22 protein-coding genes and 4 tRNA genes are annotated in these 25,180 nt (G+C 71.9%); 8 read left to right on the top strand and 18 right to left on the bottom strand.

The window, feature by feature from the left end; all coding sequences use genetic code 11:
* Positions 1-80: 80 nt before the first annotated feature.
* The 6 genes from rplJ to AC6EXY_RS13545 all read right to left on the bottom strand — a co-directional run bounded on the left by rplJ (position 81) and on the right by AC6EXY_RS13545 (position 3,888).
* Complete coding sequence (gene rplJ / locus AC6EXY_RS13520; protein WP_101830853.1) at positions 81-680, bottom strand: 50S ribosomal protein L10; 600 nt, start codon at positions 678-680, stop codon at positions 81-83.
* 408 nt (positions 681-1,088) lie between these two features.
* Entirely contained in the window at positions 1,089-1,808 is a 720-nt protein-coding gene (gene rplA / locus AC6EXY_RS13525; RefSeq protein ID WP_101830854.1) for a 50S ribosomal protein L1, read from the bottom strand.
* A 185-nt stretch (positions 1,809-1,993) separates the two neighbouring features.
* On the bottom strand, positions 1,994-2,428 hold the full coding sequence (gene rplK, locus AC6EXY_RS13530; protein ID WP_101830855.1) for a 50S ribosomal protein L11: 435 nt from the start codon (positions 2,426-2,428) through the stop codon (positions 1,994-1,996).
* Positions 2,429-2,463: 35 nt separating this feature from the next.
* On the bottom strand, positions 2,464-3,339 hold the full coding sequence (gene nusG, locus AC6EXY_RS13535) for a transcription termination/antitermination protein NusG (RefSeq protein ID WP_101830856.1): 876 nt from the start codon (positions 3,337-3,339) through the stop codon (positions 2,464-2,466).
* Positions 3,340-3,518: 179 nt separating this feature from the next.
* Positions 3,519-3,767: a preprotein translocase subunit SecE gene (gene secE, locus AC6EXY_RS13540; RefSeq protein ID WP_101830857.1), complete on the bottom strand. Its 249-nt coding sequence runs from the start codon at positions 3,765-3,767 to the stop codon at positions 3,519-3,521.
* 48 nt (positions 3,768-3,815) lie between these two features.
* Positions 3,816-3,888, bottom strand: a tRNA-Trp gene (locus AC6EXY_RS13545).
* 400 nt (positions 3,889-4,288) lie between these two features.
* Here AC6EXY_RS13545 and AC6EXY_RS13550 point away from each other — a divergent pair.
* Complete coding sequence (locus AC6EXY_RS13550; protein ID WP_499817610.1) at positions 4,289-5,488, top strand: pyridoxal phosphate-dependent aminotransferase; 1,200 nt, start codon at positions 4,289-4,291, stop codon at positions 5,486-5,488.
* 79 nt (positions 5,489-5,567) lie between these two features.
* On the opposite strand, the gene AC6EXY_RS13555 is transcribed toward AC6EXY_RS13550, so the two are convergent.
* From AC6EXY_RS13555 to AC6EXY_RS13575, 5 genes are all read right to left on the bottom strand, one after another.
* Positions 5,568-5,996 carry a MaoC family dehydratase gene (locus AC6EXY_RS13555; RefSeq protein ID WP_101830859.1) on the bottom strand — a complete coding sequence of 143 codons (429 nt, stop codon included), beginning with the start codon at positions 5,994-5,996 and terminating at the stop codon, positions 5,568-5,570.
* Positions 5,997-6,006: 10 nt separating this feature from the next.
* Positions 6,007-6,465 carry a MaoC family dehydratase N-terminal domain-containing protein gene (locus tag AC6EXY_RS13560; RefSeq protein WP_101830861.1) on the bottom strand — a complete coding sequence of 153 codons (459 nt, stop codon included), beginning with the start codon at positions 6,463-6,465 and terminating at the stop codon, positions 6,007-6,009.
* A gap of 286 nt (positions 6,466-6,751) precedes the next feature.
* Positions 6,752-6,916: a 50S ribosomal protein L33 gene (rpmG, locus tag AC6EXY_RS13565; RefSeq protein ID WP_101830860.1), complete on the bottom strand. Its 165-nt coding sequence runs from the start codon at positions 6,914-6,916 to the stop codon at positions 6,752-6,754.
* 98 nt (positions 6,917-7,014) lie between these two features.
* Positions 7,015-7,088 (bottom strand) — tRNA-Met (locus AC6EXY_RS13570).
* 100 nt (positions 7,089-7,188) lie between these two features.
* A tRNA-Thr gene (locus AC6EXY_RS13575) sits at positions 7,189-7,261 on the bottom strand.
* Between the two features lie 386 nt (positions 7,262-7,647).
* Between AC6EXY_RS13575 and AC6EXY_RS13580 the strand changes: the two genes are divergently transcribed.
* Complete coding sequence (locus AC6EXY_RS13580; RefSeq protein WP_243408003.1) at positions 7,648-9,033, top strand: GH25 family lysozyme; 1,386 nt, start codon at positions 7,648-7,650, stop codon at positions 9,031-9,033.
* Positions 9,034-9,256: 223 nt separating this feature from the next.
* Positions 9,257-9,949: a DUF7144 family membrane protein gene (locus tag AC6EXY_RS13585; RefSeq protein ID WP_243408002.1), complete on the top strand. Its 693-nt coding sequence runs from the start codon at positions 9,257-9,259 to the stop codon at positions 9,947-9,949.
* Positions 9,950-9,993: 44 nt separating this feature from the next.
* Here the strand turns inward: AC6EXY_RS13585 and AC6EXY_RS13590 are convergent, their stop codons facing one another.
* Positions 9,994-10,533, bottom strand: a complete 540-nt coding sequence (locus tag AC6EXY_RS13590) for a gamma-glutamylcyclotransferase family protein (protein WP_499817609.1) — start codon at positions 10,531-10,533, stop codon at positions 9,994-9,996.
* Positions 10,534-10,578: 45 nt separating this feature from the next.
* Between AC6EXY_RS13590 and pyrE the strand changes: the two genes are divergently transcribed.
* A complete protein-coding gene (gene pyrE, locus AC6EXY_RS13595) occupies positions 10,579-11,121 on the top strand; it encodes an orotate phosphoribosyltransferase (protein ID WP_423748157.1) in 543 nt (180 codons plus the stop codon).
* Between the two features lie 105 nt (positions 11,122-11,226).
* On the opposite strand, the gene AC6EXY_RS13600 is transcribed toward pyrE, so the two are convergent.
* Positions 11,227-11,311 (bottom strand) — tRNA-Tyr (locus tag AC6EXY_RS13600).
* A gap of 186 nt (positions 11,312-11,497) precedes the next feature.
* Here AC6EXY_RS13600 and AC6EXY_RS13605 point away from each other — a divergent pair.
* On the top strand, positions 11,498-11,986 hold the full coding sequence (locus AC6EXY_RS13605) for a YajQ family cyclic di-GMP-binding protein (protein ID WP_101834598.1): 489 nt from the start codon (positions 11,498-11,500) through the stop codon (positions 11,984-11,986).
* 291 nt (positions 11,987-12,277) lie between these two features.
* On the opposite strand, the gene htpX is transcribed toward AC6EXY_RS13605, so the two are convergent.
* Positions 12,278-13,150, bottom strand: coding sequence for a zinc metalloprotease HtpX (htpX, locus tag AC6EXY_RS13610; RefSeq protein ID WP_101834596.1), 873 nt, complete (start codon positions 13,148-13,150; stop codon positions 12,278-12,280).
* 148 nt (positions 13,151-13,298) lie between these two features.
* Entirely contained in the window at positions 13,299-14,294 is a 996-nt protein-coding gene (locus AC6EXY_RS13615; protein WP_423748159.1) for a Rossmann-like and DUF2520 domain-containing protein, read from the bottom strand.
* 632 nt (positions 14,295-14,926) lie between these two features.
* Here AC6EXY_RS13615 and AC6EXY_RS13620 point away from each other — a divergent pair.
* From AC6EXY_RS13620 to AC6EXY_RS13630, 3 genes are all read left to right on the top strand, one after another.
* Positions 14,927-16,810, top strand: a complete 1,884-nt coding sequence (locus AC6EXY_RS13620) for a 2-oxoacid:acceptor oxidoreductase subunit alpha (protein ID WP_101834592.1) — start codon at positions 14,927-14,929, stop codon at positions 16,808-16,810.
* Positions 16,807-17,868 (top strand): 2-oxoacid:ferredoxin oxidoreductase subunit beta, encoded by a 1,062-nt coding sequence (locus tag AC6EXY_RS13625; RefSeq protein ID WP_101834590.1) that lies wholly within the window; start codon positions 16,807-16,809, stop codon positions 17,866-17,868. The genes AC6EXY_RS13620 and AC6EXY_RS13625 overlap by 4 nt, the downstream gene beginning before the upstream one ends.
* A 520-nt stretch (positions 17,869-18,388) precedes the next feature.
* Positions 18,389-20,581, top strand: a complete 2,193-nt coding sequence (locus tag AC6EXY_RS13630; protein ID WP_499818620.1) for a hypothetical protein — start codon at positions 18,389-18,391, stop codon at positions 20,579-20,581.
* 228 nt (positions 20,582-20,809) lie between these two features.
* On the opposite strand, the gene AC6EXY_RS13635 is transcribed toward AC6EXY_RS13630, so the two are convergent.
* The 3 genes from AC6EXY_RS13635 to AC6EXY_RS13645 are packed head-to-tail and all read right to left on the bottom strand — an operon-like array spanning position 20,810 to position 25,180.
* Positions 20,810-21,826: a polyprenyl synthetase family protein gene (locus AC6EXY_RS13635; RefSeq protein ID WP_101834586.1), complete on the bottom strand. Its 1,017-nt coding sequence runs from the start codon at positions 21,824-21,826 to the stop codon at positions 20,810-20,812.
* Between the two features lie 7 nt (positions 21,827-21,833).
* Positions 21,834-23,402 carry an NADH-quinone oxidoreductase subunit NuoN gene (gene nuoN, locus AC6EXY_RS13640; protein WP_423748158.1) on the bottom strand — a complete coding sequence of 523 codons (1,569 nt, stop codon included), beginning with the start codon at positions 23,400-23,402 and terminating at the stop codon, positions 21,834-21,836.
* A 2-nt stretch (positions 23,403-23,404) separates the two neighbouring features.
* A complete protein-coding gene (locus AC6EXY_RS13645) occupies positions 23,405-25,180 on the bottom strand; it encodes an NADH-quinone oxidoreductase subunit M (RefSeq protein ID WP_499818619.1) in 1,776 nt (591 codons plus the stop codon).

The raw sequence follows: 25,180 nt of genomic DNA on the forward strand, positions 1-25,180 counted from the left end.
CGGGCGCGGGATCCGCGCGGTTCCGGGCCGTACGGGGTGGGGCTGGTTCGGGGGCTGGTGCTGGTGGGGCTGGCGGTCCGCTACTCCGCGGCGACGGCCTCGGCCGCCGGCGCCTCGGCGGCCGGCGCCTCGGCGGCCGGCGCCTCGGCACCCGCCGCGCCGGCCTCGCTCGCGCGCTGCTCGCGCAGCGCCTCGGCGAGCCGGGCAACCTGCGACAACGGGGCCGCGAACAGGCCGACCGCGCCGGACAGGGAACCCTTCATCGCGCCGGCGAGCTTCGCCAGCAGCACCTCGCGGGACTCGAGATCCGCGAGCTTGCGGATCTCCTCGGCGGTCATCGCCTTGCCCTCGACGAAGCCGCCCTTGACGATGAGCGCCGGGTTGGCCTTGGCGAAGTCACGCAGGCCCTTGGCCGCCTCGACCGGGTCGCCGCTGACGAAGGCGACGGCGGTCGGCCCGACGAACAGCTCGTCCAGCCCGGTGACGCCGGCCTGCCCAGCCGCGATCTTGGTCAGCGTGTTCTTGACGACCGCGTAGCGGGCGCCCTCGCCGAGGGTGCGCCGCAGCTCGGTGAGCTGGCTCACCGACAGGCCGCGGTACTCGGTGAGCACCGCGGCCGTCGAGGAGCGGAAGTCCTCGGCGATCTCCGCCACCGCGGCGGTCTTCTCAGGTCTCGCCATGGGGCTCCTTCAGGGTGTTCGGCCGGTCATCCGATCAACCCCGGGAGACGACGAACGCCCCGGCGCAGGCGCACGGGGCGTGAGGGTGGCGCGCCCCGGCCGGGCCGAGCGGCGCTGGAGGCGCCTCCTCGACCAGCACGCGGAGCCACGCGCGGTCCTACACTTTCGCGTCACCTGCGCGGGCCGCCCGGGATGATCGGGGCCTTCGGCCATCGCCCACCCCTGCGGGCGGCGACGGCGACCAGCGGTCTTCGGCGTAAAGCGTGATCGTCTGCCAGTGTACATGTTTCCAGGACACATGTTTCACGACACGTGATTCCAGGGAGCACGTTCCCACCCGGCCCGGACGCCAGAAGCGGCCGCCGGAGATGGACTCCGACGGCCGCCAGGACCTGGATGCGACGTGGATCAGGTCGCGGGGACGGCGTCCTCGAGGAGGTTGCGCGTCCGGTTCGGGTCGACGGGGATGCCCGGGCCCATCGTGGTCGCGAAGGTGATCTTCTTGAGGTACCGGCCCTTGGCCGCCGACGGCTTCACGCGGACGATCTCGTCGAGCGCGGCCGTGTAGTTCTCGATCAGCTGGGCGTCGGTGAAGTTCGTCTTCCCGATGACGATGTGCAGGTTACCCTGCTTGTCGACGCGGAAGTTGATCTTACCGCCCTTGATGTCGGAGACGGCCTTGCCGATGTCCAGGGTGACCGTGCCGGTCTTCGGGTTCGGCATCAGGCCGCGCGGGCCGAGGATCCGGGCGATGCGCCCGACCTTGGCCATCTGGTCGGGCGTCGCGACCGTCGCGTCGAAGTCCAGGAAGCCCTCCTGGATGCGGGCGACCAGGTCGTCGCTGCCGACGATGTCGGCGCCGGCGGCGCTCGCCTCAGCGGCCTTCTCGCCGGCGGCGAACACGGCGACGCGGGGCGACTTGCCGGTGCCGTGCGGCAGGTTGACCGTGCCGCGGACCATCTGGTCGGCCTTGCGCGGGTCGACGCCGAGCCGGATCGCGACCTCGACGGTCGCGTCGTACTTCGTCGTCGAGGTGCCCTGGGCCAGCCGGACCGCCTCGAGCGGGCTGTAGAAGTTGTCCGGGTTGATCTTCTCGGCGGCGGCGCGGTACGCCTTGCTGCGCTTCATGATGTCTCCTCGTGGTGCCGGCGGACGGTCGGGCGCCTGGCCGGCGCGGCGCGGACCGTTACGGCTCCGCGCGCCGGGCGCGCTCACGACCGCCCTCCCACGGCGTCGGGTACTGATACGCGGGAGGTGCGGTGCCACCGATCAGCGGTGGCGGGCCGGGACCGGGCCAGCGGTCCCGACGGGTGCTAGTCGCCGACCGTGATGCCCATCGACCGGGCGGTGCCGGCGATGATCTTCTCGGCCGCCTCGATCGTGGTGGCGTTGAGGTCGGGCAGCTTGGTCTGGGCGATCTCGCGGACCTGCGCCGGGGTCAGCTTGGCGACCTTGTCACGGTGCGGGACGCCACTGCCCTTCTCGATGCCGGCGGCCTTGAGGATGAGCCGCGCGGCCGGCGGGGTCTTCGTGACGAACGTGAACGAGCGGTCCTCGTACACGGTGATCTCGACCGGGACCACGTTGCCGGCCTGCGACTCGGTGGCCGCGTTGTACTGCTTGCAGAAGTCCATGATGTTCACGCCGTGCTGACCCAGCGCGGGGCCGACCGGCGGCGCCGGCGTGGCCTTGCCGGCGTTGATCTGGAGCTTGATGATCGCGGTGATCTTCTTCTTCTTGGGCGGCATGTGCTCGTCTTCCTACCGGGGTTCTACGGACCGGATCAGATCTTCGCGACCTGATTGAACTGCAGCTCGACGGGCGTCTCCCGACCGAAGATCGAGACCAGCACCTTGAGCCGCTGGGCGTCGAGGTTGATCTCGCTGATGGTGGCCGGGAGGGTGGCGAAGGGGCCGTCCATGACGGTGACCGACTCGCCCACCTCGAACTCCTGGACCCGGACGGTCTCGACCTTCTTCTCCTTCGGTGCCGCCGGGGCGAGGATGGACAGCACCTCCTCGCGGCGCAGCGGTGAGGGCCGGTTGGTGAGCCCCACGAACCCGGTGACGCCCGGCGTGTTGCGGACCGCCGACCAGGACTGGTCGGTCAGATCCATCCGGACGTAGATGTATCCCGGGTACTTCTTCTGCAGAACCATCTGCCGCTTGCCGTTCTTGACGACCGGGACCTCCTCCGTCGGCACCTCGATCTGGAAGATGTAGTCCTCCATGTTGAGGCTGGAGATCCGGGTCTCGAGATTGGTCTTGACCTTGTTCTCGTAGCCCGCGTACGAGTGCACGACGTACCAATCGCCCGGCGCTTCCTCGATCGCCCGGCGCAGGTCGTCCTCGTCGTCCTCGTCCTCGTCGGGCGCGCTCGCGGCGGCGGGCGTACGCTCGGCCGGGCCGGACCCCGCCGACACGCCGGACTCGGTACCGGCCGTCTCAGCGGCGCCGTCGGTGCCGGGCGGCTCGTCGCCCCCCTCGGCGGTCTCGCCTGCCTCGCTGGACTCGTCCACGCCCAGGTCCGGGTCGGCGTCGGCGAGCTCGGCACCGGCGTCCGTGCTCGCCACCTCGTCGTGCTCGAACTCCGCGAGGGGATCGAGACGGGCGAGGGCTTCCCCCTGCTCGGAGGAGGCGTGCTCGGGCGACTGGGACACGCGGACGATCCTTTTCTCGTGAACGCTTCTGCTGCTGTGACTCCGCGAAGCGGGAGCTGCGCGGGCGTGGTGCGGCGGGTGTGGTGCGGACGGGCTGGCCGCCGATCGACCGGCGGACCGGCGTCGGCCATGCGCCTCTCGTCTGCCCGGACCAACCCCCACCGGCCGGCGGAACCCCGTCAGCCGAAGATCGCGAGGACCGCCTTCGTCAGCCCGAAGTCGAGACTAGCCACGAAGGCCGTCATCACGGTGACGAAGACAAGCACGACCATCACGTACGTGACCAGCTCGTTTCGCCCCGGATAGACGACCTTCCGGAGCTCCGCCATGACCTCGCGGATGAACTGCAGAGGCCGATACCGACGTCGAGCCGCGGTACGCGTGGCCCCCCTGGGACGCGGTGCCGCGTCACGGGTATCGGTCGCCACTGAACTCCACCCAACTCCGTCGCCGAACCAGCCAACTGTCGAACAGCGCAGGGGCGACAGGACTCGAACCTGCAACCGCCGGTTTTGGAGACCGGTGCTCTACCAATTGAGCCACGCCCCTAGAACTCACCCCGGCCCCCGCGACCGCCACCAACCCTACGCTGCGCGCCTGCACTGTGGCGCATGGCTCAGCAGCTGAGAGCCGGTCACCGGAACGGGTACCCGGGCGGATCGAGCATACCCCTTCATCGGCCGGACTCCGCGCTCGCCAATCGCGTCGGGACTCCCCGGTCTCCGGACGGACCGCGCCGAACCACCCGATCGGACGCGGCGCCCGGCCGCCGGGCCTGCCCGTCCGGCGCCATCAGCCCTGTGCCGACCCCCCACCGGGCCACCTCCGAACCCGGCCCGCCGGCCTGCCGCGCACGGGCCCGGCGGCGGGCGCCAGACGGTCCACACGGCCCGCCGATCCCGGCCGCGCGCATGTCACGCCCCTGTGAACGCCGTGGCAGCATGGGCCCATGAGCAGGATCTCACGCCGCATCAGCGGCATCGCCCCGTCCGCCACGCTGGCCGTCGACGCCACCGCGAAGGCGATGCGCGCCGCGGGGCAGGACGTCGTCGGCTTCGGCGCCGGCGAGCCGGACTTCCCGACGCCGGACCACATCGTCGCCGCCGCGGAGAAGGCGTGCCACGAGCCGCGCATGCACCGGTACACCCCGGCCGGCGGACTGCCGGAGCTGCGGGAGGCGATCGCCGAGAAGACCGCCCGGGACTCCGGCGTGACCGTGCCCGCGAGCCAGGTGCTGGTCACCAACGGCGGCAAGCAGGCCGTCTACGAGGCCTTCGCGACGCTGCTCGACCCCGGCGACGAGGTTCTCCTGCCCGCGCCGTACTGGACGACCTACCCCGAGTCGATCCGGCTCGCCGGCGGAGTGCCGGTCGACGTCGTGACCGGGCCGGACGCCGGCTACCGGGTGACCGTCGAGCAGCTCGAGGCGGCGCGCACCGAGCGCACGAAGGTGCTGCTGTTCAACTCGCCGTCGAACCCGACCGGCGCCGTGCACTCCCCCGAGGAAGTCCGCGAGATCGGCCAGTGGGCCGAGCGGTCCGGCATCTGGGTGCTCGCCGACGAGATCTACGAGCACCTGGTCTACGGCGACGCCCGGCACTCCTCGATCCTCGCCGAGGTGCCGGAGCTGGCCGAGCGCTGCGTCATCGTCAACGGCGTCGCGAAGACGTACGCGATGACCGGCTGGCGGGTCGGCTGGCTGATCGGGCCGAAGGACGTCGTCGGTGCGGCCGCGAACCTCCAGTCGCACGCCACCTCGAACGTCGCCAACGTCTCCCAGGCCGCCGCGCTCGCCGCCGTGTCCGGGCCGCTCGACGCCGTCACCAAGATGCGCGCCGCCTTCGATCGCCGCCGCCAGACGATGCACCGGATGCTCACCGAGACCCCCGGGGTGCGCTGCCCGATGCCCGAGGGCGCGTTCTACTGCTACCCGTCCCTCGAGGGCGTGCTCGGCCGGAGCCTGCGCGGGCGCACCCCGGCCACCAGCGCCGAGCTGTGCCAGCTCATCCTCGAGGAGGTCGGGGTCGCGATCGTGCCCGGCGAGGCGTTCGGCACCCCCGGCTTCGCCCGCCTGTCCTACGCGCTGAGCGACGAGGACCTGGTCAAGGGCGTGGGCCGGATGTCCGCGCTGCTCGCCGAGGCCAGCTGAGCCACGTCCAGCCGAGGTCCAGGCGCGCGCTCACCGGGCGGCCCCGTGCGCCGGGGTCGCCCGGGACAGCCCGGGATCGTCAGGGCAGCCGGACCGTGGCCCGCGCCGCCATCAGCACCTTCGCGCCCTGGCAGCGGGCGGTGAGGTTGACGACCACCTGGTTGTCCTCGAGCTTCTTCTGCACGGTGCCCCGGACGGAGACGACGGCGGGCTCGTCACCGTCTGGCACAACCACGGGGGCCGAGAACTTGACCCCGTACTCGACCAGGGCGCCCGGATCACCCAGCCAGTCGGTGACCAGCCGGACCGCGGTGGCCATCGTGAGCATCCCGTGAGCGATCACCCCGGGCAGGCCGGCCTCGACGGCGGCCCGCTCGTTCCAGTGGATCGGGTTGAAGTCGGTGGACGCCCCGGCATAGCGGACCAGATCGACCCGGCGTAGCGGAAACAGCCGCTCAGGCAGCTCGGTGCCGACCTCGACATCGTCGTACGCGATCGTCGCCGTCATCGTCGCGCCCTCATTCCCGCGGGCCGGCGGAGCCCCGGGACACCAGGGTGCAGGTGCCGACCGCGATCTCCTCTCCGCTGGTGGTGTCGTAGCGGTAGGTGGTGACGAGCACCTCGTTGGTGCCGACCGTTCGGATGTTGGTAAGCGTGGACGTCGTCACCAGCTCGTCGCCGGCCACCAGCGGGCGGAGCAGGCTGAAGCGCTGCTCGCCGTGGACGACGAGGCTGTAGTCGAGCCCCAGCGCCGGATCGTCGGTGGGCAGGCCGAGTGTGCCCGGGTTGGCGACGATGAGGAATGTCGGCGGCGCCACGAGGTCGGGATAGCCGGCTGCCTTGGCCGCCTCCACATCGTGGTACAGCGGGTTGTCGTCGCCGATCGCGCGGGCGAACTGCCGGATATGTTCCCGTCCGACCTGGTAGGGAACGGGCGAGACGAAGCTTCGTCCCACGAAGTCCTGGTTGAGCGGCATCATGGCTCCCGTTCTCGACTCCCGGCGCTCGGCCCGGGCTGCCGGCACCCCGCCGGCGTTGGCGCACGCCCGGCGCGCACGGGCGCGGGATGCGGCGTCGACCATCCCACCACGAACGCGGTAGCCGGGTGCCCATGCCGGCGGGACGGATGTGTCACGCGCGACACCTGACGCCAGGTCACGGAGGAGCGATGGAACGCGAGCCAGCCGACCAGGAACTAGCCTGGCCGGCTGGGTGGTGCAGAGAGTGGCGAGCCCTACGGCGGACGCGCGACTCCGCGTGCCTTCAGCGGGTCTCGCGGTGCTCCGTGTGCTTGCTGCAGTTGGGGCAGAACTTCTTCAGCTCGAGACGATCCGGGTCGTTACGCCGGTTCTTGCGAGTGATGTAGTTCCGGTGCTTGCACACCTGGCACGCCATCGTGATCTTCGGGCGAACGTCAGTGGCGGCCACGGTGTGATGCCTCTTCCTGAGTCGAGTACTGAAACCTGTCGGGCGACGCGGCGAGCCGCAGAGCCCTACGCGGGGCGCGGCGAGCCGCGTCCCGATAGTAGCGGTGGCCGGACTTGAACCGGCGACACAGCGATTATGAGCCGCTTGCTCTGCCAGACTGAGCTACACCGCCACGATGATCACCCGGATGGCCGGGGACCCGACTAGCTTACCCGGGGAACCGGCGGAACCGCTCATCCCGGACACGAACCCGCCCAAGGACTGGAACGCGGAGCCCCTTTACGGAATCGAACCGTAGACCTTCTCCTTACCATGGAGACGCTCTGCCGACTGAGCTAAAGGGGCGCGAGGTCGCGCTGCTCAGATTACACGACGCGGAGCGGAGTTGGGGGGGGTGGCCCCCACCCGTTTCACCCCGATCATGCGCGAGCCTCGCCGACCACCCTCCCCCCGGGCGCCGCCCCGCCCCACCTCGTCCGCCCCGCTTCGCGCGGCTTCACCCAGGGGCGCGCGGGCACGCGCAGGTTGCCACGCGCCCGCCCGGAGGATGCGGAAATTGCCGGCGGGAGCAACTGTCCGTAGTGAATAACTCGGACTCCAGGAGCTTCGATAGCTGTAAGTAATTCCTTCAATGCTTAACGTGTGGCGCACCTGGTGGAGCGTCCACGAACGGACGCGGCCGACCGTTCCCGAGCCTCCCGAGCGTCGCCTCCGAGCATCGAGGGTTGCCCATGCGTCTCCCGCAGCGTCCTGGCCGGTACCCGAGCATCCGGGCCGTCCCGCCCGACCGCCCCAGTTGGGACGTCATCGCGGCGGGCGCGACCGGCACCGGCGGCGGCACGCATCGCCCGCACCGTTCGATCGGACCGCTGCTGACCGTGCCGCTTCCCCGCCGGATGCTGAGCATCGCGGCACTGACCGTCGCCGCGCTGACCGCGGCGGGCACGACCGGGGTGGCGCTGGGCGCCACGCCATCCCCGCTGTGGCCACGCGGGGTGGACGTGGCGTCCTGGCAGCACCCCGGCGGCGGGCCGATCGACTGGAACGCGGCCCACGCCAGCGGCGTGAGCTTCGTGGTGATCAAGGCGACCGAGGGCACGAACTACGCCAACCCCTACTTCACCGCCGACCGGACCGCGGCGACCAGGGCCGGCATGGTGGTCGGCGCCTACCACTACGCGCGGCCCGCGCGGCCGATCTCGACGGCCGTGGACCAGGCCCGGCACTTCATCGCCGTCACCGGGCTGACCCGCACCGCCGGGCACCTCGCCCCCGCGCTGGACCTGGAGGACAACGGCGGTCTGGACCCCGCCACGCTGGCGGCCTGGACCCGCGCCTTCCTGGAGGAGGTGGAGTCGGAGACCGGGCGGACCCCCATCCTCTACACCTACCGATCGTTCTGGACCGACCGGATGGCCGACTCGCACGACTTCGCGAAGTACCCGATCTGGTTCGCGATCTACAACAACCAGGCCACCCCGGGCCCGCCGCCGGGCGGCTGGCCGAACTGGGCGCTGTGGCAGTACACCTCGAGCGGCATCGTGCCCGGCATCGCCGGCGCCGTGGACGAGAACGTGCTGTGCTGCACCGCGGCCACGCTCCGGACCCAGGCGGACGGCACCCTGAGCGAGATCCAGAAGTGGCACGCGGCCGCCGGCCTGGTCGCGCTGGCGCTCGGCGCGCCGATCGGCGTCGAGAACCCCGCCGGCGGCGGCGGGCGCTGGCAGCAGTACGCGAACGGCCTGGCCTTCTGGTCGGTCAGCACCGGTGTGCAGGCGCTGTGGGGGCCGATCCCCTCGAAGTACCTGGCCCTCGGCGGCTCGAACAGCTTCCTGCGCCGCCCCGTGAGCGACATCGAGAACACCACGGTCCCCGGCGGCCAGCAGGCTCGCTTCCAGGGTGGCTGGATCTACTGGCATGCCGACACCGGAGCCCACGAGGTGCACGGCCAGATCCTGCAGACGTATCTGAAGCTCGGTGGGTCGGGTTCGGCCCTGGGCCTGCCCACGACCGACGAGTACTCCGTGCCGGGCGGGCGCCAGAGCACCTTCCAGCACGGCCGGCTGCGCTGGGACGCGGCGAAGAACCAGGTCACCCAGCTCCCGCCCGGCCCCTGAGCCGCGGGTGAGAGGGCAGGGGTGACGTCGGCGCGCGGTGGGTATCGGAGCTATGCGGCGGACGGTAGTCGTCTGACTACCAGCTGGGCGCCGGACCGCACGGTGCGGGTATCGACCCGCCGCGACCACGAGGTCGCGCCCGCTCGCCCCGGACGTCCGCCATGGCCGGGGCGCGGCGGTTCGCCGGCCGAGCGAGGCTCCGGCGTCGAACGGGGAGGATGAGATGGCAGAAAACCGGGCGGTACGCCCGATGAGCGGATGGCTCACCTTCGCCGCCGTGATCATGTTCATCGTCGGATTCCACAACCTGATCTACGGCATCGCGGCCCTGCGTGACTACACCGTGGTGGTGACCAACCTGGGCGGAACCGGCGGCGCGAACGTCCTGTACGCCGACACGACCTTCTGGGGCTGGCTGTTCATCGCGATCGGCATCGTCGAGATGCTCGTCGCCTACGGGATCTACATCCGCAACCAGGCGGCCCGTTGGGCCGGCGTCGCCATCGCGACGATCAACGCGATCGGCCAGCTGGCCTTCATGGCGGCGTTCCCGTTCTGGTCGATCGTCATCATCGCGATCGACATTCTGGTGATCTACGCGCTGCTCACCCATGAGCCGGCCCGCACCTCGGCCGGCTACGAGGAGCCGTACCCGAGCGACCGAGCGGGCGTCGGCGCGCCCGCGGGCCGCGGCGCCGGGGTCGGGCGACACGCCGAGCACGCGGCGGCGCGAACCGGCTCCGGGGACGCGACCGCCGGCTACGAGGGCGGCTACGAGGGCGGTGGTCAGCCGGGCCGCGGCGGCACGGCGCCGGGCTACGGTGAGCCGACCGGTCGCCATGGCGGCATGGCCGATCCGGGGACCGGCGGTGCCGGGTACGGGCGCGAGGGCGGATCCCCGCCCCCCTCCGGCTGACCGGGTGCGGGACGCCGGCGCCTGAGTGGCCGGCGGTGCGCGGCTCAGGGCTCCGGATCGGTCATTCGGGAGCGCCAGGCCGCGCACCGCCGGACATAGGTGGCGAGGTGCCGCTCGGCGAATCCGCCGGCGTCCCAGGTCCGGTCCGTCACGGCGGCCCGGTCGAGCCAGTGGTAGGCCAGCGCGGCCCGCCCGTCCGCGAGGACGAGCGGGCCGATCTCGTATGCGGACCCCTCGAAGGCGTCGAGCACGTCGCGTTCGGCCGCACGCAGGCCGAGCAGCAGGCAGCCCGCGGCCGCTGGCGGCACCGATCCCGCTGGCCCGTCGACCGGCGGCCCGTCGACCGGCGGCCCGTCGACCGGCGGCCCGTCGACCGGCGTAGGCACCAGGCCCGGGTAGATCCGATCGCGCAGCTCGGCGGCCCGCCAGCCGGGCGCGGCAGCCGGCTCCATCGCCGGCACCCGGCCGAGCATGACGGCGAGGACCTCGGAGAACATCAGCGTGCCGTAGACGAACAGCGGCGTGGCGGTCCGGCCGCCCGGCGCCGTCAACCGCGGCGCGGGCGAGTCGGCGGGCGGGGGCATCCGATCACGGTAGCGGCGCGGCGCGCGCGGCTAGAGTCCACGGACGTGAGCGACGACGTGGGCAACATCGCGGGCCTGGCCGCCCGGGTGCGTGCCGCCTCCCATCTGACCGGCACCTTCCTGCTCCGCTCGGGCCGGACGAGCTCGGAGTACTTCGACAAGTACCTGTTCGAGGCCGATCCCGCGCTGCTCGCGGCGGTGGTGGACGGGTTGACCGGGCTCGTACCGCCGGGCGCCGACGTGCTCGCCGGGCTCGAGCTCGGCGGCGTCCCGCTCGCCACCCTGCTCTCGCAGCGCACCGGGCTGCCGACGAGGTTCGTCCGCAAGAAGGCCAAGGAATACGGCACCCGCCGGATCGCCGAGGGCGGTGAGGTCACCGGCCGCCGGGTCGTGCTCGTCGAGGACGTGGTGACCTCGGGTGGGGCCGTGCTGGACGCGACCCGGGTGCTGCGCGAGCAGGGCGCGGTTGTCGAGGACGTGGTGTGTGTGATCGACCGGAGCGAGGGCGGCCGGGAGCGGCTCGCCGAACTCGGCCTCACCTTGCATCCCCTGCTCACCCGGGCCGATCTGGACGCCGCCGCCGGGTGACGCCCACCTCCGCCGAGGACGGCCGGAAACGCGACAGGCCCTGGAGCAGTCTCCAGGGCCTGTGTCGCAGCGCGGGCCGCGCTGTACCCGGGTTGTGCCCGGGGGTGGTGGCAGGTGATGGATTCGAACCATCGTAGGCTGAGCCGACGGTTTTACAGACCGCTCCCTTTGGCCGCTCGGGCAACCTGCCGTCGTGGACGAGCATACCGGTCGCGGCGGAGCATCGGGGCGCGGGCTCGCCCCACTCGCCCTTCTCTGATCAACCAGCACGGAGAGTAGTCGTATGCCGAGATTCGGGGCGCTCGCGACAGCCACGTAGAGTGCCCGCCTCGCCACATCCATCCCCCGCAGCACAGCGAACAGGAGGTCCGCATCCGTGGCAGACCCGTCCTTTGACATCGTCAGCAAAGTCGACACCCAGGAGATTGACAACGCCGTCAACCAGACGGCCAAGGAGATCCGGACCCGCTTCGACTTCCGCGACACCGGCGCCTCGGCGACCCTGTCCGGCGAGTCCATTCTGCTGGTAGCGAACACGGACGAACGGGTCAGAGCGATCCTCGACGTCCTTCAGGAGAAGTTCGTCAAGCGCGGCATCTCCCTCAAAGCCCTCTCCTTCGACGAGCCGAAGGCATCGGGCAAGGAGTTCCGCCTGCCCGTCACGGTGCAGCAGGGCATCGCGGAGGACAAGGCCCGCTCGATCGCCAAGAAGATCCGGACAGACGGCCCGAAGGGGGTGCAGGCGCAGATCCAGGGCGACCAGCTCCGGGTCACCGGAAAGAAGCGCGACGACCTGCAGCGGGTCATCGCCATGCTGAAAGCCGAGGACTTCGAGGTCCCGCTGCAGTTCGTCAACTACCGCTAGGGCCCAACCCCGAACGCCGGGCACGATAGACGCGGAAACGGCGCACCCCGCCCGATGGGGGGTTTCGGGCGGGGTGCCTGCGGCGGAGCCTGGGGGGTTCGCTCCGCCGCGGTCCTGGCCGCGGGCGGCAACCGTCGAGTCCGTCACCGCGTCGGGGCGACTGCCGCTACGCGGTGCCTACGACGTCGAGGTCACTGCCCGGGCCCGTGGCCGTTACCGAAATGCTACTCCGAACCATCGGCATTTATCCCGCGACACCGCGACGGACAACACCGTGGCCAGGCTCACGCGTCAGCGATACGGATTCATGCGCGCCATCTGCTCCAGACGCGCGATCCGTTCGTTCATGGGTGGATGTGTCGAGAACAGCCGGCCGACTCCCCCACCACGGAACGGGTTGGCAATCATCAGCGCGGCCGCGGGGCCCAGCTTCGACGTCTGCGGCAGCGGGCGTGCCGTGGCGCCCTGCTCCAGCTTGCGCAGCGCACTCGCGAGGCCCAGCGGGTCGCCGGTGAGGGTCGCCCCGGACGCGTCGGCCTGGTACTCCCGTGCACGGCTGATGGCGAGCTGAATGACGGACGCGGCGATCGGGCCGAGGATCATGAGCAGCAGCAGCTCGAAGATGCCCGGCCCGTTCTCCTCGTCGCGACCGCCGAAGATGGCCAGGAACTGCGCCATGTTCGCCAGGTAGACAATGACGCTGGCAAGAGCACCCGCGACCGAGGCGATCAGAATGTCACGGTTGTACACATGGCTGAGTTCGTGCCCCAGGACACCGCGCAGCTCACGGTCGTCCATCAGCTCCATGATGCCCTCGGTGCAGCACACCGCGGCGTTCTTCGGGTTACGCCCGGTGGCGAACGCGTTCGGAGAACCCGTCGGACTCAGGTAGAGCCGCGGCATCGGCATCCGGGCACCACGGGCGAGTTCGCCCACGATGGCATACAGGCGGGGTTGTTCGACCTGGGTGACCGGATAGGCCCGCATCGCGCGCAGGGCGATCCGGTCCGAGAAGAAGTAGGAAACGCCGTTCATGCCGATCGCCACCACCAGCGCGATGACCAGACCAGCCCGGCCGAACAGCGAACCGACGAACAGGATGGCGGCGGACAGCACGCCCAGCAGCAGCGCGGTCTTGAGACCGTTGAGATGACGGTGTGGCATGACTATCGGGTGTCCGTCCTCTAGAGCCGTTGCACCAGGGTCAACGCGGGGAGGCCGGGGCGGCGTTCCCGGGGCGGGTCGTTCCCGGGGCGCGTGTGGCCGACGCCTCTCCCCCCGTGCTCACACCCCCCGTTCAGGTCCGCTGTGCTCAGGCTGGATCACGGGTGGATCCGGTCGGCCCCGCGAGCGCGGCGTCCAGGCCGGACCGCCCCGCCGGCGGGAGCAGGCCCGCGCCCGCCAGCTCCCGCGCGGTGAAGCGCGCCAGCGCCCGATAGACCTCGGCCACGGCGGGGTCCACCGCCGTCAGCGCCTCGAGATGGGCGCGCACCGTGCCTACGTCACCGCGCCGGACCGGGCCGGTGGCGGCCGGCCAGCCGGCGGCGAGCGCGTTGTCCAGGGAGGCGCGCAGCAGCGGGCCGAGCGCGACGGCCGGATCCGTCACGCCGGCCGCGGTGAGCGCGTCCCGGGCCGCCACGGCCAGGCTGGTCAGGAAGTTACCCCCGAGCACGAGAGCGGCGTGATAGAGATCACGACTGTCGTCCGCGACGGTGAGGGGGACTCCACCGACCGCGGTCGCGAGGCTTCGGGCGCGGTCGGCGGCGGCCGGGTCCGCGGTGATGCCGAAGGGAACGCCCTCGAACACCCGCGGTCCCGGCTCGCCCCCTGGCAGGGTCATGATCGGATGGATGGCGGCGAGCGCGGCCCGGGAGCCGCCGCCGGTACGCAGAACACCGAGCCCGTGCCGGCCGCTGAGATGCGCGAGCAGCTGCCCCGCGCGTACCGCGCCGACGGCGACGAGCTCGGCGGTCACCGTGGCGATCGCGTCGTCCGGCACGGCCACGAGCAGAACGTCGGCGGCGCGCAGCCGGGCCGCGACCGAAGCCACGGGGCCGGTGCGCGCGGCGGGGAAGCGGGCGGCGGCGCGCGCACGACCCTCCTCCGAGCGGGTGACCACCGCCACCACCGGGTGCCCCACCGCCGCGAGCGCGGCCGCGACGGCGGTACCGGCCCGGCCGGCGCCCACCAGGCCCAGCGACGGACGCGCGGCAGGGCTGCGGCGGGCGGCGGGCCCGGCGGGCGGCGCCGGCGCGGCGGGTTCGCCAGGCCCCGGGTAAGCAGTCCCGCCACCATCAGCACCCCCTATGACCGGCCCGGATGGCTCACGGGACGGTCCGGGTGCGGGCGCGGGCGGCTCGGTCCCCGGCGGTCGCCCGCCGGCCGGAGCCGGGGCCGGTCCGGGCCGCGCGGGCCGCGACGGAGGTCTGGTCATGGCGTGATGGTCCCGCGCGGCGCCGCCCGCCCGCGCGGCGTCGGGATGGCGACAGTGCGCTCGACGCGCCGCGCGGCCGATACGCTCGGTGGTGCGACCCCTCCCGCCCGGCGGCAACAGAAGATGGTGAGTCGCACGCGCACAGTAATCACATGGCGTCCCGGGAGTGTCAATTCCCCGACAAAAGCACCGGACACCGCCGTACCGAAAGCACTACCGGAGGCCTTTTCGATTCCGGCGGATCCGTTCCGCGTTCGGGCGGCCCGACGCATCCCCAGCCGTCCGGACACGAACGGTCACTCCAGGGCGAAGCACTCCGGGGCGACGCCAGGGCAGGTGCACATACGCAGAGTCGACAACCAATCACCCTATGACAGAGCTTTCCTAGATCACAATTTCGGGCCCGATCGGCGAGCTGCATCGAACGATCGGCCGACCCGGCACGCCGCACGCGTCTCATTGCTACAGCCGGTAGGCTGGTGCGGTACCCGAGGAGGTTACTGAAGGTGTCTGAGCAGGTCAGGGAGAGGGAGACCCGTCGACTCGACCGGGTCGTCGTGCGCTTTGCGGGCGACTCCGGCGACGGTATGCAACTTACCGGAGAACAGTTCACGAGCGAGACCGCCACGTTCGGCAACGACCTGTCGACGCTCCCGGACTTCCCGGCGGAAATCCGCGCCCCAGCCGGCACCCCGGCCGGCGTATCCGGATTCCAGCTACATTTTTCCGACCACGACATCCTCACCCCGGGTGACGCACCGGACGTCCTGGTCGCGATGAATCCCGCCGCATTGAAGGCGAATCTCAAGGATCTGCCGCCGGGCGCCAATCTCATCGTGAACACGGACGCGTTCACGAGCGGCAACCTGAAGAAGGCCGGGTACGCGACGGACCCCCTGACCGACGGCACGGTCGACCCGTACGTCGTCCACCGGGTCCCGCTGACCTCGATGACCGTCAACGCCGTGCACGCCACGGACGGTGGCGGCGGGGTCAACAAGAAGGAGGCCGAGCGGGCGAAGAACATGTTCGCCCTGGGCCTCATGAGCTGGCTCTACCACCGGCCCACCGAGGGCACGGTCGCCTTCCTGGAGAAGAAGTTCGCGAAGCGGCCGGAGATCGCGGCCGCCAACGTCGCGGCCTTCCGCGCCGGGTTCAACTACGGCGAGACGACCGAGTCGTTCACGGTCACCTACGAGGTGGCCCCGGCCAGAATGAAGTCGGGCACGTACCGGCGTATCAGCGGCAACCTGGCGCTGTCCTACGGGCTGGTCGCCGCCGGCGAACTGACCGGGCTGCCCGTCTTCCTCGGGTCCTACCCGATCACCCCGGCGTCGGACATCCTGCACGAGCTGAGCAAGCACAAGCGGTTCGGCGTGCGGACGTTCCAGGCCGAGGACGAGATCGCCGGCATCGGCGCCGCGCTCGGCGCGTCCTTCGGCGGCTCGCTGGGCATCACCACGACCTCCGGCCCCGGCGTCGCGCTCAAGAGCGAGACCATCGGCCTCGCGGTGAGCCTGGAGCTGCCGCTGGTCATCGTCGACATCCAGCGCGGTGGCCCGTCCACCGGGCTGCCGACCAAGACCGAGCAGGCCGACCTCCTGCAGGCGATGTTCGGCCGCAACGGCGAGGCCCCGGTGCCGATCGTGGCGCCGCGCTCCCCCGGCGACTGCTTCGACGCCGCGGTCGAGGCCGCGCGGCTCGCCACGAAGTACCGCACGCCGGTGTTCCTGCTCTCCGACGGCTATCTGGCCAACGGCTCGGAGCCGTGGCTGCTGCCGACCCGCGACGAGCTGCCCGACCTGCGCGTCGAGTTCGCCACCGAGCCCAACCACACGGGGGCCAAGGGGCCGGAGTTCTGGCCGTACCTGCGCGACCCGGAGACCCTCGCCCGCCCGTGGGCGATCCCCGGCACCGCCGGCCTCGAGCACCGCATCGGCGGCATCGAGAAGTCCGACGGCCAGGGCACGATCTCCTACGACCCGGCCAACCACGACCGGATGGTCCGGCTGCGCGCGGCCAAGGTCGCCGGCATCGCGAACGACATCCCCCCGCTGGAGGTGGACGACCCCTCCGGCCGGGCCCGCGTGCTGGTGCTCGGCTGGGGATCCACCTTCGGCCCGATCGCGGCCGGCTGCCGGCGGGTGCGGGCCAAGGGCCTGCACGTCGCCCAGGCGCACCTGCGCCACCTCAACCCCTTCCCGGCCAACACCGGGGAGGTCCTGCGGTCGTACGACAAGGTGCTCATCCCCGAGATGAACCTCGGCCAGCTGCGGACCCTGATCCGGGCCGAGTACCTCGTCGACGCGATCGGCTACAACCAGGTCCGCGGACTGCCGTTCAAGGCGGCAGAACTGGCCGGTGTCTTGGAGGACGTGATCAACCAGTGACCGTCACGACGAACCGTTCCGGCATCAGCAACCGGCTGCTCGACCTGGTTCCGGCCGCGCCGGCCCAGCAGAGCCGCAAGGACTTCACCTCCGACCAGGAGGTGCGCTGGTGCCCGGGTTGCGGTGACTACGCGATCCTCGCGACGGTGCAGGGCTTCCTGCCCGACCTCGGGGTCGCCCGGGAGAACATCGTCTTCATCTCCGGGATCGGCTGCTCCTCGCGCTTCCCGTACTACCTGCAGACCTACGGCATGCACTCCATCCACGGCCGTGCGCCGGCGATCGCCACGGGGCTCGCCACCTCGCGGCCGGACCTGTCGGTCTGGGTCGTCACCGGCGACGGCGACGCGCTGTCGATCGGCGGGAACCACCTGCTGCACGCGCTGCGCCGCAACGTGAACCTCAAGATCCTGATGTTCAACAACCGGATCTACGGCCTGACCAAGGGGCAGTACTCGCCCACCTCCGAGGTCGGCAAGATCACCAAGTCGACGCCGTTCGGCTCGCTGGACCGACCGTACAACCCGGTCTCGCTCGCCCTCGGCGCCGAGGCGACGTTCGTCGGCCGCTCGATCGACTCCGACCGCGCGCACCTCACCTCGGTGCTGCGCGCCGCGGCCGAGCACCCCGGCACGGCGTTCGTCGAGATCTTCCAGAACTGCAACATCTTCAACGACGGCGCTTTCGACCCGCTCAAGGACCGGACCAGCCGCGACGACGTGACGCTGCGGCTGGTTCACGGCGAGCCCCTCCTGTTCGGGGCCGAGGGCGACAAGGGCGTGCGGCGCGCCGCCGACGGCAGCCTTGAGATCGTGTCGGCGGACAGCCCCGGCATCCTCACCCACGACGCCGCCGCGGCGGACCCGAGCCTCGCCTTCGCGCTCTCGCGGATCACCGGGGACACCCACGGGGTCACCCCCGTCGGCATCTTCCGCAACGTCGACGCGCCGACCTACGACGAGGCGCTCAACCGGCAGATCACCGACGCTCGGGAACGGCAGGGAGAGGGCGACCTGATGTCGATGATCTCCGGCGGGGAGACCTGGACCATCGACTGATCCGGGCCGCCACCGGCGGAAACACCGGCGAGGCCGGGGCAGGCGCGCAGGATCGCGCCGCCCCGGCCTCGTGCGTTTCGCCGCACGCGGCTGGGGCTGACCGTCGCCGAAGCGCGCGCCGGTCGGCCCGGTGGCGGACGATCGCGCGGGGGCCCGCGCGGGCCTCCGGCGACATCGGCGCCATCACGGCCTCACAGCATGTTTACCGAGGATATGTCGGGTATTCGCGGCTCGCGGGGCGTCGGGTACGCTGTGATCGCGCGTGGGGGTGCCGTGCGGCCCGGGGGGGCTCACAACACCAGTGCAGCCGGAGGCGTAGTGCGGGGTCATCGAGCCCTCAGCCCGCGGTCCGCGGTCAGTCCGCGTTCGTCGGTGGGCATTGTCCTTGGCTCGGACATCGTCATTGGCACGGGCATCGCCCCTGCCGTCGTTTCCGACGTGGCCCGTCTCCGCCCGATCACCGCGCGGGACAAGCACGGTTCGACCGGCCGCGACGGACTCCCTGCTGCCGGAGGTCACCATGGGTAGTCACTCCGCGGGCCGGCACGCGCGGCACAGCGCCGCCGCCCAGAGCACCTCCGCCATCGTCGTGGAGCGGATCACGGCGGACGTCTCCGCTCCCCCGTCCACGCCGCGCGGCCCCGCCCCGGCGGCGTCGCGCGGCGACCCGGGATCAGTCCCGTGGAGCGCCGTCGTCGGCGATGCCGTCGGCATCGCCCGCCCGCCCGCTGCCGCGCCGCGCCGGGCCGCGAGCGACGCCTGGGCCTCCAGCGCCCGGGTCGGCCACGCCGCCGACGACACCGGTGCGGACTTCTCCCCGAGCCGGACCGCGTACGTCACCCGCCCGGCCGAGCGAGGCGTCAGCGGTTGGGAGGCACCCGCCGGCTGGAGCACGCCGACCGGATGGCAGTCCACCACGGCGCCGGACGCACCGACGCGGCGTGCAACGCCGCCCTATCAGGGCGCCGCACACCCCGTCCGCGGGGCTGACCCCCTCGGCCTCGTGACTCCCCCCGGTTCCACCGTTCCTGTCAGCTCGTCCGCTCCCATCGGCACCACCGCTCCTCGCGGGTTCACCGCTCCCGATGGCTTCGCCGCCGCTCTCGACGCCGCCGCCCCGCTCGGCGCGCCGGTCCCTCGCGACACCACGACCCCGCTCGGCGCGCTCTCCGCCCTCGGCACCTCCAGCCCGCTCGCGACCGACCCGCTCGGCACCTCCAGCCCGCTCGCGGGTCCGCTTGGCATGGCCGGCCCGGTCCGGAGCACGTCCCCTCTCGATACAGTTACCGCCCGAGGCGCGGGGGCCCCTCGCGGAACGGGTACTCAGCCCATGGCCGCGGTCGGGCGGGGGACCACCAGCGCGCGCGACGCGGCGCGGATCGCCTCCTTCGGGCAGGCAGCCGTCGTCACCCCTGGCATCCCGAACTCCCTGCCGCCCGGCGAGCGCGACACCCTGACCGGGCCGATGTCCGCCAGCACGACGGCCCGCCGGGCGCGGTCGGCGGGCGGCGCCCCGTCCGCCGCGGCCCCGCGGCCCACCACCGCGCGCGCGCCCATCGCCCCGGCCTCGACCAGCCCGCTGTCCTCGAGCCCGCTGTCCTCGAGCCCGCTGTCCTCGAGCCCGCTCGCGGCCGGTACCGGCCCTGGCAGCCGTCGGGGCGAAGCCGGCTGGGGCGAAGCCGGCTGGGGGGATGACGGCTGGGGGGATGACGGCTGGGGGGATGACGGCTGGGACGGCAGTTCGTCCGGCGATCGTCGGCGGGCTCGTGGCGCGGGCGACCGAACCCGGCGTAAGGTCGGTGGCCCAGGCCCAGCCACCCGGCCGCGCAACGCCGCCGACGGCGACAGCGCCCTCACCTCGACCGCCCGGCTCGCCTCCCCCGGTAGCCGCACCGACCGGTTCGCCGACGCGTCCTTCACTGCGAGCCACTCACCGGCGGCCAGCCGCACGGCCGCTGCCAGCCGCACGTCGGCGGCCCGTCGGGCGTCGGAGGCTCACCAGGCGCCCGATGACGCCGGTCGGATTTCCGGGGCGCACCGCGCGCCGATGAGGCGGGGAAACGGACGGGCGCGGCTGGCCGCGGCCGGTACGGTCTCGCTCGCCGGGCTGTCGGCCATCGTGGCCGGCGTGGCCCTCGGCGGTGACCCGGGCAGCACCACCCAGCCGCTGGCCACCGCCGCCGGGGAGACCCCCACGATCCAGTACCGCGGCAGCACCAGTGTGCTGACGTTCGGCGCGTCGGGTTCGCAGGCCTCCCGCGGCCACACGCGCACCACTCCGCCGCGGGCCCAACTCGCGCCGAGCGCGGACCAGCCCGAGCTCGACACGACGACGGTGAGCCCGACGACCGGGCCCATCCCGGTGATCACACTGGTGCCCCGCGACGAGCAGGCGGCGACCGGACCGACCGATCTGCGCGGCCTCATCCCGAGCACCGGCGCCGGCACCACCGCCTCGGCCAGCCCGACCTCCTCAGCCAGCCCGACCGCGTCGAGGAGCCAGACGTCCGGCGACGGCAGCCTGCCGTTCGACCCGGCGAGCCCGGCGACGAGCCAGCCGGCGACGCCGAGCCCGTCCGCCAGCTCCAGCAGCGGGACGCTGCCGTTCCACCCGTCACCGGTCGAGGTCACCCCGCTGAGCAGCTCGTGGTTCCACAGCTCCACGAGCCACTCGACCGCGTCGCCGAGCGCCAGCAGCACCACCGGTCACTGAGACCCGCCGGCCAAGGGCGGGGGTGCTCCGACAACGGAGGACCCCCGCCGGCCCGCGGGCCGGCCCTCTGGGCTGTGTGAGGACGTGGCCCCCGATATCCACTGACGCGCTCCCGCAGGTCGCCTGCGCCGCCCGTGGGCCGCGCCTGGACGTCTCTGGCCGACCCGGCACCCGGCAGATCTCCTGGCCCTACATGGGAACGGGTCCTCCTGTCGCTCGAGTCGCGATCTAGCCCGTGCGGTCGATGACGAAGTCGGTGAGGGAGCGCAGCGCCGTCTTCGCCGCGTTGTCCGGCAGCGGGGCCAGGCACTCCCGGGCCCGGTTCGACCAGGCGGCGAGCTCACGGCGGGCCCGGGCCATCCCCTCATGGCCGCGCAGCAGATCGATCGCCTCCGCGACCCCCTCGTCCGGGTTCCCGCCGCCCGCGGCGAAGTCCGAGGTGATGAGCTCCCGCAGCCGACCCGCCGCGCGGTCCTCGGACTGCAGCGCGTAGAGCACCGGCAGGGTCGGGATACCCTCCCGCAGGTCGGTGCCGGGCGTCTTGCCCGAGTCGGCCGGGTCGGAGGCGACGTCGATGATGTCGTCGGAGAGCTGGAAGGCGACCCCGAACAGCTCCCCGAAGGTCGCCAGCGTGTCGACGGTGATCGGGTCGGCGCCGGCGAGCATCGCGCCGAGCCGGCCGGATGTGGCGATCAGGGACGACGTCTTCTCGGTGACGACCCGCAGGTAGTGCTCCACCGGATCCTGGCCGGGCGCGGCGCCGATGGTCTCCCGGATCTGCCCCTCGCACAGCGTCGCGATGGTCCGGGCGAGGATCCGGGTCGCCTCGGGGCCGAGGTCGGCGGTGATGTCGGAGGCCCGGGCGAACAGGTAGTCGCCGGTGAGGATCGCGACCGTGTTCGTCCAGCGCGCGTTGGCGGACGCCGCCCCGCGACGGCGGGGAGCCTCGTCCATCACGTCGTCGTGGTACAGCGTCGACAGGTGCGTCAGCTCGATGGCGACGGCCGCCGGCACCACCCCACTGGCCCGTGGATCGGCGAACTGCGCCGCCAGCAGCACGACGATCGGGCGGAACCGCTTGCCCCCCGCGTCGACAAGGTGCCGTGAGGTCTCGGTGACGAAGGCGAACTCGCTGCGCACCGACGCGCGCAGCAGCTCCTCCACCTCGCCGAGACCTTCTCGCACGGCTTTTTCCAGATCAGGATCGGTCCTGATCCCCACGACGTCCAGCCCGATAGCGCTCATACCACCGTCAGCGTACGAAGCCAGACGACGCGGCGGTATTCGCGAGGTCCAGAAGGGGCTGTGGCGCTACTCCCAGGACGAGCGTCGCGACCGTGCCGACACCCGCCGCGGCGAAGGTCAGCGTCGGCCGGGTGACCACGACGGGTCCCTGGGCGAGCGGGTCGGAGAAGAACATCAGCACGATGACCCGCACGTAGAAGAACGCGGCGATCGCGCTGCAGACCAGGGCGACGACGACCAGCGGGGTGGCGTGCCCCTCGATCGCCGCCTGGAACACCGCGAACTTCCCGGTGAAGCCGCTGGTGAGCGGAATGCCGGCCAGGGCCAGCAGGAGGAACGAGAACGTTCCGGCCAGCAGCGGCGAGGTGCGCCCGAGCCCCCGCCACTGGGACAGGTCGCTCGCCTCGCCGTCGCTGGTGCGGACCAGCGAGACCACGGCGAACGCGGCGATCGTGGTGAAGCCGTACGTGACCAGATAGAACATCGAGCCGCGCAGGCCGTCCGTGTTCGTTCCGGCGAGGCCGACGAGCAGGAAGCCGGCGTGCGCGATGGCCGAGTAGGCGAGCATCCGCTTGATGTCGCGCTGGGTCAGCGCCAGCACCGCGCCGACCACCATCGTGAGGATCGCGACGGCCCACAGCACGGGCCGCCAGTCCCAGCGCAGCCCGCCGAAGGCGACGTAGAACACCCGCAGCAGGGCGCCGAAGGCGGCGACCTTCGTGCCGGCGGCCATGAACGCGGTGACCGGCGTCGGCGAGCCCTGGTAGACGTCCGGCGTCCAGGAGTGGAACGGCGCGGCGCCGATCTTGAAGAACAGGCCGACCCCGATCAGGGCGACGGAGAGGTAGATGTAGATGTCGTTCTTGCCGACCGTGCCGACCGCGTCGGCGATCTTGCCGAGCTCCACGCTGCCCGCGAATCCGTAGGCGAACGCGACGCCGTAGAGGAAGAACGCCGAGGAGAACGCGCCGAGCAGGAAGTACTTCATCGCCGCTTCCTGCGACAGCAGGCGCCGGCGGCGGGCGAGCCCGGCCAGCAGGTACAGCGGCAGCGAGAGGATCTCCAGCGCCACGAACATCACCAGCAGGTTGTTCGAGGCGACGAACAGCATCATGCCGGTCACCGAGAAGACCATCAGCGGGTACGCCTCGGTCTGCATGTCGGCGGAGACCCGCTGCGCGGTGGAGCCCTTCGAGCCCGGGGTGATCGCGGCCGAGGCGACGATCGCGCCGCCGGACGAGTCCAGCTGGCGCTCGGCGACCAACAGCACCGACAGCAGCGCGAACACCAGGATCGTGCCCTGCATGAACAGCGTCGGCGCGTCGATGGCCACCGCCCCGGCGGCGAGCACCGCGCGCCGCCCGTGCAGCACCGCCACCGCAACCAGCGCGGCGATGAAACCACCGCCGGCGAGCACCGGCTGGATCACCCGACGCGCCGAACGGGACGCGAACGCGTCGACGAGCACGCCGAGCAGCGCCACCGCGAAGACGATGAGCAGCGGGCTGAGCGAGGAGTACTCGATCGACGGCGGGGTGATCTTCTGCGTCTGCGCGAGCAGAAGGTGGTTGTCCACGCTCACGAGTGGCCTCCGGGCTGCGCAGCGGGATGGGCCGCGACGGGGTGGGTCGGCGCCGGATCGGACTTGCCGATGTCGGCGTAGGTGGCGGTGACCGACGGCCGGATGATGTCGATGATCGGCTTGGGGTACACCCCGAGCCCGATGATGAGCGCGACCAGCGGGGCGACGACCAGCTTCTCGCGCAGGCCGAGGTCGGGCAGCGCCCGGTTCTCCGCCCGGGTGACCGGGCCGGTCATCGTCCGCTGGTACAGGTACAGCACGTAGATCGCCGCGAGCACGATGCCGCAGGTCGCCACGATCGCCAGCGGCTTGTTCACGGTGAACGTGCCGACCAGCACCAGGAACTCGCTGACGAAGCTGTTCGTCCCCGGCAGCGCCAGTGAGGACAGACCGGCGATGAGGAACACCCCGGCCAGCACCGGCGTCACCTTCGCCAGCCCTCCGTAGGCGCCGACGTCCCGGGTGCCGCGCCGGGTGACCAGGAAGCCGACGACCAGGAACAGCAGACCGGTCGAGAGCCCGTGGTTGACCATGTAGAGGACCGCGCCCGTCCCGGCCTGGCTGGTGAAGGCGAAGATGCCCAGCGCGATGAAGCCGAAGTGGGCGAGCGACGTGTAGGAGACGAGGCGTTTCATGTCCCGTTGGCCGATGGCCAGCAACGCCCCGTAGAAGATCCCGACGACCGCGAGCCCGAGCACCATCGGCGCGAAGTAGTCCGCGGCGTCCGGGAACAGCGGGATGCAGTACCGGATCAGCCCGAACGTCCCCACCTTGTCCAGGACGCCGACGAGCAGCACCGCGCCGCCGGTGGGCGCCTGTGCTCCGGCGTCGGGCAGCCAGGTGTGGAACGGGAACAGCGGCGCCTTGATGGCGAAGGCGACGAAGAACCCGAGGAACAGCAGCTTCTGCACGCCCGGGGTGATGTCGAGCTGGCGCAGGGTGGCGAAGTCGAACGTGCCGTGGTCCAGGTGCTGCGCGGACACGACGTACAGGCCGATCACCGCGGCGAGCATGAGCAGACCGCCGAACAGGCTGTAGATCAGGAACTTCACCGCCGCGTAGGAGCGCTGCGCCTGCTCCTTCACCGGGCCGTAGCTGCCGATGAGGAAGTACATCGGGATCAGCATCGCCTCGAAGAAGACGTAGAACAGGAACACGTCGGTCGCGGCGAACACGCCGATCATCCCGGTCTCCAGCGCCAGCAGCAGCGCGAAGAACGCCGGCACCGAGCGCCGGCTGCGCGCCTGGACGCCCTGCGCGGACACGGTGGCGGCCGGTGGGACGGCGGGCGGCGCGGCGACCAGGACCGCCGTGCCACCGCCGCCGACAGCCTCCCCGCCGGTCCCGGCCAGTGCGGCCGAACCACCAGGACCACCAGGACCACCAGGACCACCCGCCGCGGCGGCACCGCCCGGACCGGCTGATGTGCCGTCAGCCGTGTCGCCGCCGTCCGCCTCGTCCCAGGAGGCCAGCACGACGACGGGCACCAGCAGGGCGGCGAGCAGCATCAGCACCAGCGAGATGCCGTCCGCGCCGACCGAGTAGTGGATGCCGAACGTGGAGATCCAGTCATACGACTGGTGGAACTGGAACCCGGCGCGCTTCGGGTCGTAGGCCACCGTCGCGAGCACCGCCAGCACCAGCACCGCGAGGGTGATGCCCAGGGTGAGCTGCTTGGCCAGGGTGCCCAGCCGCCGCGGCAGGCAGGCGACGACGAGCGCGCCGACGGCCGGGACGAGAAGCAGGATCGTCAACCAGGGGACTGTGTTCAC

It is taken from the genome of Frankia sp. RB5 (assembly GCF_059816245.1).

What these genes read in the sequence shown, in the direction of transcription:
- AC6EXY_RS13550 (WP_499817610.1), top strand. Translation starts at nt 4,289, where the DNA reads ATGAGCAGGATCTCACGCCGCATCAGCGGCATCGCCCCGTCCGCCACG.
- rplJ (WP_101830853.1), bottom strand. Translation starts at nt 680, where the DNA reads ATGGCGAGACCTGAGAAGACCGCCGCGGTGGCGGAGATCGCCGAGGAC.
- rplK (WP_101830855.1), bottom strand. Translation starts at nt 2,428, where the DNA reads ATGCCGCCCAAGAAGAAGAAGATCACCGCGATCATCAAGCTCCAGATC.
- htpX (WP_101834596.1), bottom strand. Translation starts at nt 13,150, where the DNA reads ATGCCACACCGTCATCTCAACGGTCTCAAGACCGCGCTGCTGCTGGGC.
- AC6EXY_RS13560 (WP_101830861.1), bottom strand. Translation starts at nt 6,465, where the DNA reads ATGCCGCTCAACCAGGACTTCGTGGGACGAAGCTTCGTCTCGCCCGTT.
- rplA (WP_101830854.1), bottom strand. Translation starts at nt 1,808, where the DNA reads ATGAAGCGCAGCAAGGCGTACCGCGCCGCCGCCGAGAAGATCAACCCG.
- AC6EXY_RS13555 (WP_101830859.1), bottom strand. Translation starts at nt 5,996, where the DNA reads ATGACGGCGACGATCGCGTACGACGATGTCGAGGTCGGCACCGAGCTG.
- AC6EXY_RS13635 (WP_101834586.1), bottom strand. Translation starts at nt 21,826, where the DNA reads ATGAGCGCTATCGGGCTGGACGTCGTGGGGATCAGGACCGATCCTGAT.
- AC6EXY_RS13585 (WP_243408002.1), top strand. Translation starts at nt 9,257, where the DNA reads ATGGCAGAAAACCGGGCGGTACGCCCGATGAGCGGATGGCTCACCTTC.
- AC6EXY_RS13590 (WP_499817609.1), bottom strand. Translation starts at nt 10,533, where the DNA reads ATGCCCCCGCCCGCCGACTCGCCCGCGCCGCGGTTGACGGCGCCGGGC.
- AC6EXY_RS13580 (WP_243408003.1), top strand. Translation starts at nt 7,648, where the DNA reads ATGCGTCTCCCGCAGCGTCCTGGCCGGTACCCGAGCATCCGGGCCGTC.
- AC6EXY_RS13630 (WP_499818620.1), top strand. Translation starts at nt 18,389, where the DNA reads ATGGGTAGTCACTCCGCGGGCCGGCACGCGCGGCACAGCGCCGCCGCC.